The following is a 13,900-nucleotide window of genomic DNA, read 5'->3' as shown; positions in this document are numbered from 1 at the left end:
CTTTCCCAATTCTGAGTTTGTGGGCATGGAATTTGACGGAACTATTCTAAATGGAGCTTTTCTATCAGATCCGTCAAACCTTGTAGTTGATAGTAAAACTTATGACTCTGCGGTAGTTACGTGGAAAAACCCGGAAGAATCCGATTTGAAAACGATCAAAATATACAATCCAAGCTTGGTCTACACTTCGACAATCGAAGATGGATTTATAGGCGCAACGAGGACAGCAACGATAAATGGCTTGGCTGGAGGGACCAACTACAATTTGAGGTTTACAGCGACAGATAGTATGGGGAATGAATCGAATGGATCGTTTTTGTCTTTCCAGACCGATCCCTTGCCAGACACTACGCCACCCAATGCACCCACAGGGCTTTCAGCAATCCCGACAAATGGGAACGTAGCATTGGATTGGGATGCATCCATATCAACGGATGTTGCTGGCTACAACGTCTATAAAAATGGAGTCAAAGTTTCCACCGGATTAGTGCCAAGCCTCATATATTCGTTGGCAGTCCCTAACAATGTAACTTATACATGGACAGTAACCGCGGTTGACACAAGCGGCAACGAATCAACTCACTCGGCCCCGGTTGTGACCTTGTTTGATACCGTTTCGCCATCTGCCCCGATTGGTTTGGCATTGGAACCTAATGGACCTTATTCGGTGTTGGCAGTTTGGCAGCAGAACGCGGAGCCGGATTTGGCTGGATACTCGATTTATCTCAACGGGGCGAAGCTCAACACGACATGGTTGATTGCGGAAAACCAGTACAGTGTAGGCAATTTGCAGGAAGGCAGCACCTACAATTTTCAAGTGTCAGCTACCGATACCAACGGCAACGAATCGCCATTGTCTACACCTGTCAGCTATTCGGTGGTAGATATTCCATTGCGGCCAGCGCAATTTCGAGCAGCTATATCCGACCAAAAGGTAGTGCTGGCTTGGACGGCATCGCCGGGTGCTACAACTTACACGGTGTACAGGGACGATGTGGAAATTGCCGAGATCGGGGGGACAAGCTATTCCGATGCAGGGCTTACGAACAATCAAACCTATAAATATGATGTGGTAGCCAATCGGACGGACAAGGTTTCTCCTAAAGCAACTTTGTATGCAAGGCCAGTAGCCAGCGTCTTGGATTTCACCGAAATCCATTTGCCGTTTGGGATGCAAGATGCTCTAGTTACAGCGGTAAACTTCCTTAGGATGTATGGATCATGGGTACTCTTGGGATTAGGGGTTTTGTTTGCACCGATATTATGGATGCTCGTTTCTGGATTAATGCGAAGCAGCGCCAAAAATAATAGCTTGGACAATAAAGGTGAAAGGAAAAGGACTGGCAGGGAAGCAAGATCAAGACCGAATAAAAGAACGCCGGATCAGGAGAAGGTGCACCGGATTTTGTATGGTACTCCTGAACAAGAAAAAGCAACGAAGATGAAGGAACGGACGGAAAGGGCTGAATTTAAAAAATGGGTAAAGGAACAGGCTGGAAAACAAGTAGCCCATCGCAAAGAATCCTTTGATCGTATTGAGAAAAACAGAGAACCGAAGGAACGGGCAGTAGTGGAAATGAAAAGTTACAATCGGTCACCAAAAACAAGGAGGGGATAGGGATGGATGATGCACAATATATTGTGGCAGGTGCAGCGCCGTATTTAACCTATATCGGCGGTCCTATGCTGCTGTTTTGTTCGGTGGCTTTTGCTGATTCGATGGTTGGGTTTGTCATTGACCTGATGAGGCAAGCCCGGATAGACGGAAGGAAACGCCGGGCATGATGGCACAGTTTTTAGGGTGGATCAGCACGTTTTTCCAGCGGACGTTTGGATCCATGATGGGTTACATATCCGAGCTTTTTGGCTACTTGTTCCAAAAACTTTTTGATCTGCTGGAATTGCTGTTCCGTCCTTTTTTTATTTTGTTCGCTATCATTTTTTATTTTTTCTTCCAGCTTGGGAAATTGGTGTTGCTGCTGTTCATGTTGCTGCTGGGTATCGGGAAAATATTTTTCGCTTTGGTGAAAGGTATTTTCCTTACCTTGGCAGGTTTTACTTTTACACCGTCAACAAGGAATGACGGGGCATGGACGAATGTTTTTAACAACGTAGTCGGGGGCTTGGATTTTTACCAAATTGATACGTTAGCCTATGTCTTGTTGTTCCTGATTTGGTTCTCGACGGCTTTTGTAGCGATTAAGCTGCTTGGCAGCATGAAAGGCGGCGATTGAACAATGTTTGAAAATTTGTTGCCTGTAGTTTTCAAAAATTTCATTGATTCGATCTTTTCACCGCCATTGTCGTTCCTGCAAATGGCGATCGATAACATGAACAGGATTTCGCTAATTGCCGGGAAAGGGATCAATTTAAACCATTACTTTGGTTTTTTCTCGTATTTGCCGGGATCATTGCAAGCGGTGGTAAATAGCTTGCTTGGGGCAATTATTTTTTTAGCCATGTTGCAACTGCTTAAAGCATCGGTACGGATTTATATTTTGGTCAAGGATGGGGTCAAATGGTGGTAATGAGTTCATGGGCTGCAAGCAGCTCGGCGCGATCCGGGGAGCCAGTGTTTTGAAATGAACTCAAAATCACCTTCAGGTAGATCTTCCAGGCACTCTTTTTGAACTCAAAAATTTCTTCAGCACGTTTAGCCTGGTTAAATTATGAACTCAATTCGATCCAGGATGATGCAGCAGCTCACTGGGCGCATTGAACTCATGAAAAAGGAGTGGTTAGGTTTGGATAGCGTGTTTTCTTATTTTTTTAGCATCGGGGCAGGGCTGGCAATGGGGATTTTAATGGTTGTGTTCCCGGCTCTTTGGCTATATAGCAAAATATCAAATGGGGGTAGACGTAAATGAATCTTTTCGGAGCAGCACCAAAGGAATATGAGCCAAGGGACGTTATTATCATTTTTGGATCGAATGGCACGGCAGATATTGCAACGGTCTTGGAGATCGACTCGGAACGGATTTTAGCTGCTGGAGAGGTGGAGTATTCCATTCCGATTGCAGATGTTAAACCTTACAGCGGCAAACGGGGCAGAATCTTTTCTTACAAAGCATCGGAAGAAAATATAACCGACACGAAGCGCCTGGCCGAGCTTGAAAAAAGTATCGTGCTTAAACAAATTACTTTGTTCGAAAAACAAAAGTTTGCTGATGAACCGATGAAGTGGCCAATCGGTAAAATGATCATTGGCGGCATTGGGATATTCTTGTTGGTTCTGTTCTTAGCTCTAAAATAATGCCAGTGTTTGAACTCAAAACAACGGCTGCCGGCGCAAACGATCGGCACTTTTTGAACTCAAATAGAAGTGGTCGCTTTCTTTCAAGCAAAATCCGGATTTAATAATGAGTTCAAAAACGAGCTGCAGTTTTCCGGATCAAGAAGGTAAATGAATTCAAAGGAGTTGGAAGCAATGTTAGAAAACATATTCATGCTGGCAAAAATGACAATGATGGTGGTGGCTGCACTATGGCTGAACATGTAGACAATGCCAGCAAGATTCAAAAGGTAATTAATGATGATTTATTTCCGAACGTCCAACATGTTTCGGATGTTAAACAAGTGCTTGAATTTATGGAGAAAGTTGCGGCTCCATTGTCGGAGGATCAACTCCGGGCCTTGTTGTTTTTGGAGTCGCTTGGTAATAACGAAAGGCTGCATGGCAAAACAAATCCTTACAAGTCCTACATAGACAAGCTCACCGGGCAGTATAAAAAGTTTGTGGCTAGGACGGACATTTTCTTAATGACGATTGAAGAATTAATTCCGAAACCACCAAAACCAATTATCATGGCAGACGGTCGAGCCGTTAGCCCTCAGAAAGGGAAGTGATCTTATGCCCCACATTATTGGAGTGGTTGGAAATTTAGGTGCTGGAAAGACAACGACAGCATCCATGGTTGCCCATATGTATAAAAACAGAATTGAAGAAAACGGCGGACATGTAAAGCTTTTTGCAAATTATGACTTGGCTGGATCGAGTCGGATGAAAGTTGCCGAGGATTGGTTTAAGGTCGCTGATGCCCACGGCTCCATTTGTGCATGGGACGAAGCCCATAGGTCATTTGATAGCCGGAAATCTCTGAAATTTGAAAACACCCTGGCCACCGATATTTTAACGTTTGTACGGAAAATGGCGAGTATACAAATCTTTGCAACACCGTCGATTAAACGGCTCGATACAAGAATCAGGGACATGCTGGAAATCTTGATCCAAGTGCGGCCAATGGGCAATAAAGGGATCAGGCTCGATTACTTCGATTTTCAAGCCGATGCTTTTGGGGCTAATGGGCAGTTTCTTCATTCTCGTTTTTTGCCGAGTGCCAAGGTTAAAATGATTCATTCCCTTAACCTTTTTGACTCCCATTCATTTGTTGGCGGTTTTCCCCTGCCTAAAAATGAAAGGGATGCAGATGTATTTATGATTGAGCTTGAGAAGCGCCACGATGCCGCAAGAAAGGCGCTGATGGGATGAGCATAGTTCCAGTGGCAAAGCTTAAAAACGATCCTCAGACGCTGCTGTACCACTTCCCAAGTATGCACCCGGTACGCTATCAAAAGTTAATCCAAGAATATACGTACTGGAAACATGTGGAGACAGCCGAAAAGGTGGCCCGGCTATCTGGAAGGCTCCTAGTGCCGCGTGATTGCATCCATTGGCAGCGGAAGGGCAAATATGCGGAACAACGCGTAATTATCCATAAGAAAGCCTTTTTTGTCCTTCTGGAAACGGAAATGACACCAACGGAGTTAAAAAAATATAGGGAGGGGTTATTTTGAAAAAAGCTTTTGGTTTTGAATTAGGAAAAGCCTACTTTTGCGATTATTGGCGGGAACGATTTTTAGTTACGGCTATTCTAGAGGATCAACCGATATGGGACGAACTCATAGAAAGCACTTGGCAAGATGGAAGCATAACAAAGCATCGGACGGCACGAACTCCTAGAGATCATGAAATCACAATCGAAGAATTTTACCAATACGCAAAGTCGGTTTGCTGATGTCCAGCACCGACCTTTTTTTTGTTCAAAAATAATTGTCCCTAAAAGTTTGACTTTAGGGACAATTTAATATATTATAGGGACATGAAAGAAATGGCTTGGGAAGGGGTGGAGGTGAAAAGGAATGGCTAGGACAACAAGTAAAGACAGCAGACCAAGGGTGGAAGCAAGCGCAGGGATTAAGGCCCGGTTTGTGGATTTGAAAAGTAGTTTGAAGTTAAAAACCGATGCAGATGTTATTGCCTATTTGATAGCCCTGCACGATGAAAAAATTTCAAGCGTGACATTGCCGCAGGATGCAGCGTTTCGGAAGAAAGCTAATGACATTAACGATCAAGGGGTGATGTAATGCTTTATAAAATTTGCGGGCCGTGTGCGATCAATCAAAAAATGGATCTGAATGCCCGGTATGCTTTGGCTATCGAACGGAGCCGGGGCGTTAAATACATTTGCGGCGTATGCCACAAAGAGCATCGGCTCGATGTTATCCAGCAGCAGGTCCAGGAGGAAGTTGAAGAAACCGTTCCGGCTGCTCCAAAGGTGAGCCAGACGGTTATTAAAAAAGTTGTTCCCGTTTCGAAGCCGATGCAAGAAGTCGAGCAAATCAAATTTTTTATATAGGAGTGTGGAGCTTGTGGGTGTTAAAAACGAATGGGAATTAGAGCTATCCAGCGATGGATTGTTTGAATTTAGGAGCATGTTATTTCCAGATATAATTGTTATAAGGATAAAGGCAAGTAGTGAATCCGTGGCTTGGAAAATCATCGAAGAAACCGTTAAGGTTACGAAATGAATTCAAAGCCCGGCGAGCTGCTGGATCTGATAAACACTTTTTGAACTCATAATTTCGACCAGGCTAAAATGCTGCAGGAATTTTTGAACTCAAAACAACGATTTGGATCCGAGCTGCAGCTGCTATTTTGAACTCAAAAATAATAACGGAGCGCCGCGGATCGGCGGAGCCAGCAACGAGAGGATGAATTCAAATGGCAAGAGTGACTATCAATGCCCCGGAAGAAGTCCGGGACGAGCTTCAAAAGCTGCGCGATCAATTCCGTATTAAAACGGACTATGAAACTATCGAAAGGCTCATGAAGGAATATAGGGAATTTCAAGAATTTCGCAAAAGAACGGAAGAAGAAAAGGCGAACCAAAGGGCTAAGGCTGAAAGTGAAATGCTTGTGCTGGGTGAGGCCCGGAAGAAAACTTACATGGCGCTTAAAAAGGAGCTTGGCTTGGGATTAGACGTTTCGGTGCTGGATTTCCTGCTGGCTCACTATGAAAATTCTCCTAGCATAGATAAAAAAACGTTTGATCTATTTAGACATATTAATTAAAGGAGTGTTAACCAATGGCATGTTTACCGAACCAACGCTTGCAAGATTATTATAAATCTAACATTCAAGGCAAAACATTTTTAGATGAGCTTTTATATTGCTTCAATTGCAATTTGCATTTTAGTGTAAATCTTCTTGATCCGAATGGTCATGGAATTAGATGCCCGAAGTGTCATTCTAAAGACGAACAAACGATAATTAACGTTGGTTGTGTCGAAGTTAAACTGATAGGCGTTTACGATGAAAATAATTGTTTCACTGATTTTGAATCAAAGGACGGTTCTATTTTTATAGACCAAAAAGAAGAATTGGAACAATTTGAACCCGAATATAGTTGGTTTGGCCAAGAACCACAAAAAGATTATAAGTAACGTTGAACTTGACTATGTGGCTCCAATTGTTTAATCCGCCTTGTTCTTCCTTTAACAACCGATTTTGATATTGAAGTTAGATAACACCTCGATCCCAAAGGATGATAAGTCCCAACGCCCATTTATGGGCATCCTTTGGGACGGTGTAAACAGGAACGGGAGGATGGAAACGATGGATAAAGAAGGCTATTATATAATGATTTTCAGAGGGACAACAAAAATGCGGTTAGCTTCGGTTTTGGCGGCGATAGCTAATGTTTTGGATAGTGAAATGGCACCGGATGGAAAGCTGGATATGATTGAAATAATAAAGAATGCTGCTATTACTGCGGAAGCGGATGAACCAGAAATTGAATATGAAAAATGAGGGGAGGGTTGATATGTTACCTACGTATAATATGAATTTGAATCAGCGGATAGATGAATTGAAGGAAGCTATAGAAAATTTAACTGATGGTGGATTTCATTATGCGGCTGAAGTCTTGCAAAGAAATTTAAACACCTTAGAAGCTGACCGTAGAAACATGGATAAGAAAAACTCGAAATGAGAGAGCCGGAAAGACTAATTTAAGAGGTTTTAAGTGGGGGAGCCATATTAGGCTTCTCTTTTTGTTTTGACCTTTGGGGCGTAGCCCTCAGCGTTTGGAGCGGAGCGTAAAACGTGTGTCTTCCTTTACTTGATACCTTACGCAACTCCGTCGATTTTTAAAAGTGCTCTAAAGCTGGGCGGGGCTTGGGTTTGACCTTGTTTTTTGGGGTGGAAACTATTTGAAACTAATTTACTAGATTAATAGACAAAAAAATGCCCCATATGGTATGATTTGTTTGTCGAGAACAAAATCAATTTCATAGGGGGCTTCTATGTCTATTTTAGGGCATTCCGAAGTAAAAATCAAGCTTATTCCGCTTGTAGATAAATCCAGCACGGGCAAAGTGCGTCCATGGGTAAAAAACAAAAAAAATTCCGTGCTCTTGTCGGAATCATATAAAAGGCTGGGAAAAGATAAGAGAGCCGAACGTGTTCGAGTTTGTGCGAATTGGCAGCTTTTTAATATTTGTGAGAACCATCATAAGTTTCTTAAAAAAGCTCATTTTTGCGGATTGAGGTTATGCCCAATGTGCGCATGGAGAAGGACATATAAAAACGGTTTTCAGATTAGAAAGGTTGCGCACCATGCAACAATGGAAATGAAATCGGTGAAATTGCGCTGGATATTTCTTACATTGACTTGTAAGAACGTGGAAGGTTACGAACTTCCCGATCAGCTTGATGTTCTTGCGAAGTCGTGGAAAAGAATGACGGAAACAAAGGCTTTTAAAGATTCCGTTTTAGGGTATTTTAGGGCTACAGAAGTTTCACGGAGCGCAGAATATTTAATTACTGGTGATATGTATGAGAAGGGGAAAAATTATTACGATGGTCTTATGTTGGAGGTTGGAGATATAAACCCGAATTTTAATACATACCACCCACATTTTCATGTGATAATGGCGGTTCCATCCTCTTATTTTAAAAGTAAAAAATACCGAAAAACGGAAGAATGGGTGCAAATGTGGCGTAAGGCTATGAAAGCCGATTATGACCCGGTTGTCCATGTTGAAACCGTTAAAATGAAACGAGATAAAGCGATGGAAGAAAAAATTCTTTATGAAAAGGGGCTTCGTATTGAAGCCGAAGTGCTTCCAAATGAAGCGGTGGCAGAGCTTGCCAAGTATGTAACGAAAGCAGCAGATTTTATTATACCGGGTAACATTGTGGATACGGATGAAGCTGTAACTATTTTGGACGCTAGTTTGAAGGGGAGAAAGCTTTTTGCTTATGGCGGCATTTTAAAGGACGTTTACGATTTTTTGCGTAAAAACGGGGACGTTGATGACATAGAGAACGAAAAAACGGATCTTATACATATGGATGGAAAAGATGATAAAAACTGCACATGTCCAACGTGTCAAAGCGCTTTTATGGAAGCTTACTATAAATGGTTGCCGGATAAAAAAGGTTATTATCTCTTTCCACATTAAAGGAGACGTGATGTAGATTGAAGAAAAATAGGGTTTTGCTTGTTTTAAAAAGGGACTTGGTTTATTGTCAGATTTGCGGAAAAATTATTCCTAATGAATTAATAGATATAGAAATGGCGAATTGGATTGAAATTATTGATGGGAAAATGTCTTTAATGCATTGCGTGGACTGTTATATGGGGGAAAGATGGATTCCGGGGATATTTGAAAATTTATAATGAACTCAAATTTTTAAGCAGCTCGACGCGATCCGGGATCTTCAGAAATTATTTTGAACTCAAAACGGTGCCGATAGCAGCTCACCAGGCTTCGTTTTTGAACTCAAAAAGGGAGTGTAGCGGATGGAAAGCGATATACCGAAGCAATACGGAACGAAAGAAATTGCTTATATGCTGGGGGTTGAACCCGTTACAGTACGTAAGTATGCGGTGGCTTTGGAAACTGCTGGTTATGTCATTGGGCGTAGCGAAGCAGATAGACGCATCTATACTGAAAAAAACGTTATGGCTTTTAATCAACTACAAGCACTACGGAATCATAACGCGCTATCCCTCGAAGCTGCTGCAATGATAGTAGCAGCAAAGGATTCGGATGTAGCGATATTTAAGCATGACGGAAACCGTATCGAAGATTTGGCGATACAGGAGCAATATGAAAAGCGATTTGATGTGCTGGAAAGCAAGATGGAAAAGCTGGTTTCTTTAAACGCTGAATTGGTAGGTCGGCTCGATCAGCGGCAGCAATGGGAGGAAAAAAGGGACCGGCAGATAGTCGAAGCTTTGCAGGAATTGCGTGAAACCCGGATGGAACTGGCTGCGGCCAAAGAAAATAAATCATGGATACAACGAATATTTAAAAAGAACAGTTAGCCTCGTAAACGTGCAAGTATTTAACGTTAACGTAGTTAACTGTTCTTTTACTATATGGCGGCGGCGTAAAATTAATGTGGTAAATTGTGAATCTTGTAAACGTTTGAATTTTTGATATGCTTGGTATAAAAACATCGGCGTAAAAGGATAGTGGAGTTGGTGTTTTGGGAGCGAAAAGGTTGCCTCCGGGCGAAAGAAAAGAATCAATGACAATTAGTATAAAAAGAAGATTGATAGACGAAATAAGAGAGATTCCGGGTTATAACAAAATTATCGAAGAAATGATAGAAAACTTTCTCAAAAAAAATAAAGATTGACATTTTACATTCTTTTTTTTAGTATTTAGTCAAACAGATTATCTCAACTGAGAATAAATGTTCGTATAAATGAATAAAAAAAGCCCCTGCAATCTTGGCGGATCAGGGGCTTTCTTTAAAAAAGCAACGCGGCCAGTAGCACTGGCTTGTTGCTGTGAAAAGTATACTTGGAGTTTTTCGTAATTTCAAGATGTACATATAACAAGTTTACCCAATTCCGCCAAAAGCGGGATTTTTTTGTTTTCTATAACAAAAATTTGGAAAGGCAGGGCGATGCCGTGGAAGAAGTATTAACACCTTACGGCTCCATTGAAGTTTTGTACCAGCTTACGCTGGGCGATATTGCTATTGTAACGTTGCTGGCATTGATCCTGCTTTTCCTTATCCTCCAATGGCTCCTCGACACCATATGGAAAGGGGTTGGGCGGTAATGTCGGAAATTCCAAAAGAAGCTGCAAGGCTTGCAATGGATGGCGATATTTTTGTTATTGTCTTTATCGGTTTTGTTTTGATTATTGGCTTATTTTTCACTTTGCTCCTGCCAAAAAGTGGTGGCAAACATGTTGATTAGCCAAGCCAGCACAACAGCTTATGCGCTTGTCCTTATGTTATCTATACCCATCTTCGTCAATATGGTAACACGGTTCTTCATAAAGGTGGTGCTGGCTTGGAAACATTAATAGGCCAGACGTTCCTACTGATTGCTGGGAACCCGGATGTACAATTTGTACTAGCTGTTTTTTCAATCGTTATCGGCGTTTCGTTTGCTGCCATGATGATTTGGAAAAGCCTTGAAAGCAAGGTGGATTGAATGAATGTTTCGGATGTGTGGGACTGGGATTTCTTCTGGTCAATGTTTAGAAATTTCATGGCTACGGCTTCACCGTTTGTCATGATCCCGGTCGTTGTTATCGTTGTTGGTATGCTGCTAACGGTCATTATCCGAGCGGTGGCAGGTGCTAGGAAATAATGCCGACAACTTTTTTCACTTTAGAACGACTTGATAAGTTTTGGTTTTACGTGAAATGGTTTATGTCGTATAACATGCCAATGGCTATGATTTGCCTGGCCGCGTTAGTCGCGTACTTGGTTTTGGATATGATCATTGATGTTATTATGGTGGCGAAAAAAGTGAACGACGATGACAGCGACGATGATGTAGACCGTGAATACTACTGAATGTGTGAGCAACCGGGATTCCCGGCTCAAATAGAATGATGGAGGAATAAATCATGAATTTCATTAAAAAAGGTTTTAACCTGCTTAAACAACGTACCATGATGGTTGCGGCTTTTGCTTTTGCGGTTGTTGGGATGTCAGTAGGTTTTTCGGGTGAAGGTCATGCAGCGCCAGTTGCTTTTACAGGTGTTACCCTTCCTTTCACCGTGCCGGATATGTTAACCACGGCAACAAATTTTGTGACGTTATACGGCGATTGGATCATGTTGGCGATTGCGGTTATTTTTACCCCGGTATTGCTGGGACTTGCATTTATGCTCGTTCGCGCAGCACGCAAGGGAACAAAAGTTTAATTGCAGGAGGAAAGCCCCTGCTCTTTCGGGAGCTAGGGGCATTTTTTTTGTTTAGGAGGAGGGAATCCCGATATGAAACGCTTTTTGCTTTTGTTTTTGGTCATGCTGCTGGCTTTGCCGATTGGGCAAGCTTACGCGGCTACCAACCTTTGGGTGCAATATACCCCGTTCAAGGATCATTACATGGTCGCGTATTACAAGCAAATTCCAGAACGACCAAGCAGCATGAAAGTGTCTTTCACCAATCCGGCGAATGCAGAAGCCAATGCGAAAAAGGTGTTTAAAGGTACAGAAATAACCGGGTTGTTTTACCTGACTTGTAATGGGCAGTATTTATTCGAATTTTACGACACGGGCGGATTGCTGACCAACACAAGCCAGCTAATGACCACAACATTAGTGAAAAATAACGTATGTGAATCTTATCCCTCGCCACTTGACCAATATAACGGCCAGAGTTTTGCCCCTATGAATGAAAACGGTGTTGAAATTGGTCGCGGTGATTCGCCATCAGGTCCAAGGACTTATCTATCCTGGGATCCGGCTCCACGTTGTGGATATGGCTATCCATATTACCAAATTTACCGGGATGGCGTTTTGGAGTTTGAGTATGTTAGCGATGTTTACTTATACCAATACGACATTACGGATAAGCCGGGTACATGGCGGGTCGAAACGAAATACGACACGGTGTTATGTGACAATTATGAAGAAGCTGGGGAAATCCCTTATTCCGAAGCCATGGACGAAACAGGTAATTTTTCTGATCCATGGGCCGGCGTTCCGGCTCCCGGTGATGGTAGTTCTCCAGAAGGACCAAAGGGTGAAAGTGGAGGTGGCGAAGGTGGAGGGGGCGAAGTGGTTTACCCTCCTTTCGATCCTTTATGCCCGGTCTGCGTGGAGCTTAACCAACTTTTACAATGTCCAGATTGGGATGTGTACATGGGAGAGCTAACAGAAGCTATTAAAGCAGCACTTCCACCACCTCCCGATTGGCAGGATATAGCTGACAAAATCGGCAAGGCAACAGTGGATGAATTATCGGACTATATTGGCGAAGTGCCAGTGCCACCGAGCCAAGCGGAAATAGATGGGAATATGGATCGACCGTTACCCGTTGTAGACAACCATGCACCCGATCCTGCCGAGCTGGTCCCAAAATTGCCAGCAGGATACGAGCAACCAAAGGTATTCGATATTGAAAGCGGCCCGGCAATTGATATAACGGACGGATCACAGCCATTCGAAATTTTGCAGCCGTTAAATAACATTCAATACGATCCACCGGGAGTTGGACCGAAGCCGGGAGCTTCCAGCAATAATAGTGGGGATATCCAGAACCCGGCTAAAATGACGTTGCCAAACCCAACACCGAAACCAACAGGCAGCACGACACCTGCACCAAATAACCCGGTTCCGAAGCCAGCGGCAAATCCGAGCGCCGGGCCGAAGCCGAGTACAGCACCGTCAGCAGGCCCGGCACCAATACCGAGCAGTACACCGGGAACGGGACCGAAGCCTAATATGGTTCCATAGAAAGGAGGTTATCTGCTTTATGAAATGGTCTGCATGTATAAGGATCGCTTTGCTTTTCTCAATTATTTTTATGTTGGCTGCACCTTTTGTGGGTGCTGCTCCTGCTGCTGGATATATGAGGGGTAAAATTATAACAAGCTCTTATGCCAATATGGGGAATTTGACGGATGGTAACGATGCAACACTAATCACAATCCCTGCTGGTGGAGCTGTGGATTATCTGTTTCCAGAGGGAGCTATTAATATTACTAGCTATTATATGGTAGGTGGTGCGAATGCTCGTTTTGTGCCTATTCTTCCTAATGGTGGCTGGGGAACTGAATATCCAGCAAAAGTTGCTAGCGGGGCGTATACTGACATTCCTTCAACATTGGCAAAAGGTTTTAAGATTAGAAATATTGGCGGTGGGGCAATTAGTGTAAACGAAGTTGATTTGTTGCCAATTCCATCTGTCCAACGTATTTTCGGCGACAACCCCAACGTTTATAAAATGGCGGGTACATGGGTGAATAAAACATTCTCGGACGGGTCAACGGGCATTAGGTCGGCAGGGGCAGGGAAAATAAGGCTCAAGCTAATGTCGAATGTAACGACAGCGACGGTATTTATGTATTATGGAGCGACGAATGGCAGTGGAGAAGTTTACTTGAATGGTGTTTTAGCTGGATATGCTAACAGTAATTTGACTAGTGCTAAACTCTTTCCAATTGTAATTACAGGTTTATCCACGACAACGGTTAATACCATCTTGATTGATACGTATCCAGCTGGACCCTTTCCCAATTCTGAGTTTGTGGGCATGGAATTTGACGGAACTATTCTAAATGGAGCTTTTCTATCAGATCCGTCAAACCTTGTAGTTGATAGTAAAACTTATGACTCTGCGGTAGTTACGTGGAAA

Annotated in this window: 28 protein-coding genes; all 28 read left to right on the top strand. The window is 42.9% G+C overall.

The window, feature by feature from the left end; genetic code table 11:
* Positions 1–1,618: fibronectin type III domain-containing protein (locus G9U52_RS38435; RefSeq protein WP_166158662.1), on the top strand; the 1,618-nt coding region annotated here is incomplete at its 5' end.
* A 2-nt stretch (positions 1,619–1,620) separates the two neighbouring features.
* A complete protein-coding gene (locus G9U52_RS38430; RefSeq protein WP_166158659.1) occupies positions 1,621–1,785 on the top strand; it encodes a hypothetical protein in 165 nt (54 codons plus the stop codon).
* Complete coding sequence (locus tag G9U52_RS38425) at positions 1,782–2,234, top strand: hypothetical protein (RefSeq protein WP_166158656.1); 453 nt, start codon at positions 1,782–1,784, stop codon at positions 2,232–2,234. The genes G9U52_RS38430 and G9U52_RS38425 overlap by 4 nt, the downstream gene beginning before the upstream one ends.
* Before the next feature lie 3 nt (positions 2,235–2,237).
* Positions 2,238–2,528, top strand: a complete 291-nt coding sequence (locus tag G9U52_RS38420) for a hypothetical protein (protein ID WP_166158653.1) — start codon at positions 2,238–2,240, stop codon at positions 2,526–2,528.
* 335 nt (positions 2,529–2,863) lie between these two features.
* Entirely contained in the window at positions 2,864–3,253 is a 390-nt protein-coding gene (locus G9U52_RS38415) for a hypothetical protein (RefSeq protein WP_166158650.1), read from the top strand.
* A 230-nt stretch (positions 3,254–3,483) separates the two neighbouring features.
* On the top strand, positions 3,484–3,846 hold the full coding sequence (locus tag G9U52_RS38410; RefSeq protein WP_166158647.1) for a hypothetical protein: 363 nt from the start codon (positions 3,484–3,486) through the stop codon (positions 3,844–3,846).
* Between the two features lie 4 nt (positions 3,847–3,850).
* Complete coding sequence (locus G9U52_RS38405) at positions 3,851–4,489, top strand: ATP-binding protein (RefSeq protein ID WP_166158644.1); 639 nt, start codon at positions 3,851–3,853, stop codon at positions 4,487–4,489.
* A complete protein-coding gene (locus tag G9U52_RS38400; RefSeq protein ID WP_166158641.1) occupies positions 4,486–4,794 on the top strand; it encodes a hypothetical protein in 309 nt (102 codons plus the stop codon). The genes G9U52_RS38405 and G9U52_RS38400 overlap by 4 nt, the downstream gene beginning before the upstream one ends.
* Complete coding sequence (locus G9U52_RS38395; protein WP_166158638.1) at positions 4,791–5,015, top strand: hypothetical protein; 225 nt, start codon at positions 4,791–4,793, stop codon at positions 5,013–5,015. Before G9U52_RS38400 ends, G9U52_RS38395 begins: the two co-directional genes overlap by 4 nt.
* Before the next feature lie 124 nt (positions 5,016–5,139).
* On the top strand, positions 5,140–5,364 hold the full coding sequence (locus G9U52_RS38390; protein ID WP_166158635.1) for a hypothetical protein: 225 nt from the start codon (positions 5,140–5,142) through the stop codon (positions 5,362–5,364).
* A complete protein-coding gene (locus tag G9U52_RS38385; RefSeq protein WP_166158630.1) occupies positions 5,364–5,636 on the top strand; it encodes a hypothetical protein in 273 nt (90 codons plus the stop codon). Before G9U52_RS38390 ends, G9U52_RS38385 begins: the two co-directional genes overlap by 1 nt.
* 13 nt (positions 5,637–5,649) lie before the next feature.
* Positions 5,650–5,808, top strand: a complete 159-nt coding sequence (locus G9U52_RS38380; protein WP_166158627.1) for a hypothetical protein — start codon at positions 5,650–5,652, stop codon at positions 5,806–5,808.
* Positions 5,809–6,001: 193 nt separating this feature from the next.
* Complete coding sequence (locus G9U52_RS38375; protein ID WP_166158624.1) at positions 6,002–6,352, top strand: hypothetical protein; 351 nt, start codon at positions 6,002–6,004, stop codon at positions 6,350–6,352.
* 14 nt (positions 6,353–6,366) lie between these two features.
* Entirely contained in the window at positions 6,367–6,723 is a 357-nt protein-coding gene (locus G9U52_RS38370; protein WP_166158621.1) for a hypothetical protein, read from the top strand.
* 172 nt (positions 6,724–6,895) lie between these two features.
* Positions 6,896–7,090, top strand: a complete 195-nt coding sequence (locus G9U52_RS38365; RefSeq protein WP_166158618.1) for a hypothetical protein — start codon at positions 6,896–6,898, stop codon at positions 7,088–7,090.
* Positions 7,074–7,271, top strand: coding sequence for a hypothetical protein (locus G9U52_RS38360; RefSeq protein WP_207953475.1), 198 nt, complete (start codon positions 7,074–7,076; stop codon positions 7,269–7,271). Before G9U52_RS38365 ends, G9U52_RS38360 begins: the two co-directional genes overlap by 17 nt.
* Before the next feature lie 313 nt (positions 7,272–7,584).
* The gene (locus tag G9U52_RS38355) at positions 7,585–8,745 is read left to right on the top strand and encodes a protein rep (protein ID WP_166158612.1); all 1,161 of its coding nucleotides are present in this window, start codon (positions 7,585–7,587) and stop codon (positions 8,743–8,745) included.
* A gap of 17 nt (positions 8,746–8,762) precedes the next feature.
* Positions 8,763–8,963: a hypothetical protein gene (locus G9U52_RS38350; protein ID WP_166158609.1), complete on the top strand. Its 201-nt coding sequence runs from the start codon at positions 8,763–8,765 to the stop codon at positions 8,961–8,963.
* Positions 8,964–9,086: 123 nt separating this feature from the next.
* Positions 9,087–9,614, top strand: coding sequence for a DUF3967 domain-containing protein (locus G9U52_RS38345; protein ID WP_166158606.1), 528 nt, complete (start codon positions 9,087–9,089; stop codon positions 9,612–9,614).
* Positions 9,615–9,778: 164 nt separating this feature from the next.
* Positions 9,779–9,931: a hypothetical protein gene (locus tag G9U52_RS38340; protein WP_166158603.1), complete on the top strand. Its 153-nt coding sequence runs from the start codon at positions 9,779–9,781 to the stop codon at positions 9,929–9,931.
* A 278-nt stretch (positions 9,932–10,209) separates the two neighbouring features.
* Positions 10,210–10,362: a hypothetical protein gene (locus G9U52_RS38335; protein WP_166158600.1), complete on the top strand. Its 153-nt coding sequence runs from the start codon at positions 10,210–10,212 to the stop codon at positions 10,360–10,362.
* The gene (locus G9U52_RS38330; protein WP_166158597.1) at positions 10,362–10,502 is read left to right on the top strand and encodes a hypothetical protein; all 141 of its coding nucleotides are present in this window, start codon (positions 10,362–10,364) and stop codon (positions 10,500–10,502) included. Before G9U52_RS38335 ends, G9U52_RS38330 begins: the two co-directional genes overlap by 1 nt.
* 96 nt (positions 10,503–10,598) lie before the next feature.
* On the top strand, positions 10,599–10,742 hold the full coding sequence (locus G9U52_RS38325) for a hypothetical protein (RefSeq protein WP_166158594.1): 144 nt from the start codon (positions 10,599–10,601) through the stop codon (positions 10,740–10,742).
* Positions 10,743–10,901: a PTS ascorbate transporter subunit IIC gene (locus G9U52_RS38320; protein WP_166158591.1), complete on the top strand. Its 159-nt coding sequence runs from the start codon at positions 10,743–10,745 to the stop codon at positions 10,899–10,901.
* The gene (locus tag G9U52_RS38315) at positions 10,901–11,110 is read left to right on the top strand and encodes a hypothetical protein (protein WP_166158588.1); all 210 of its coding nucleotides are present in this window, start codon (positions 10,901–10,903) and stop codon (positions 11,108–11,110) included. Before G9U52_RS38320 ends, G9U52_RS38315 begins: the two co-directional genes overlap by 1 nt.
* Before the next feature lie 53 nt (positions 11,111–11,163).
* Positions 11,164–11,463 carry a hypothetical protein gene (locus tag G9U52_RS38310; RefSeq protein WP_166158585.1) on the top strand — a complete coding sequence of 100 codons (300 nt, stop codon included), beginning with the start codon at positions 11,164–11,166 and terminating at the stop codon, positions 11,461–11,463.
* A 72-nt stretch (positions 11,464–11,535) separates the two neighbouring features.
* Positions 11,536–12,999, top strand: a complete 1,464-nt coding sequence (locus tag G9U52_RS38305) for a hypothetical protein (protein WP_166158582.1) — start codon at positions 11,536–11,538, stop codon at positions 12,997–12,999.
* Positions 13,000–13,018: 19 nt separating this feature from the next.
* The coding region (locus G9U52_RS38300) for a hypothetical protein (protein WP_166158579.1) at positions 13,019–13,900 on the top strand (882 nt) is incomplete at its 3' end.

The organism is Paenibacillus agricola (assembly GCF_011440305.1).
GTDB lineage: Bacteria > Bacillota > Bacilli > Paenibacillales > NBRC-103111 > Paenibacillus_S > Paenibacillus_S agricola.
This window is presented reverse-complemented; position numbering and strand designations above follow the sequence as displayed.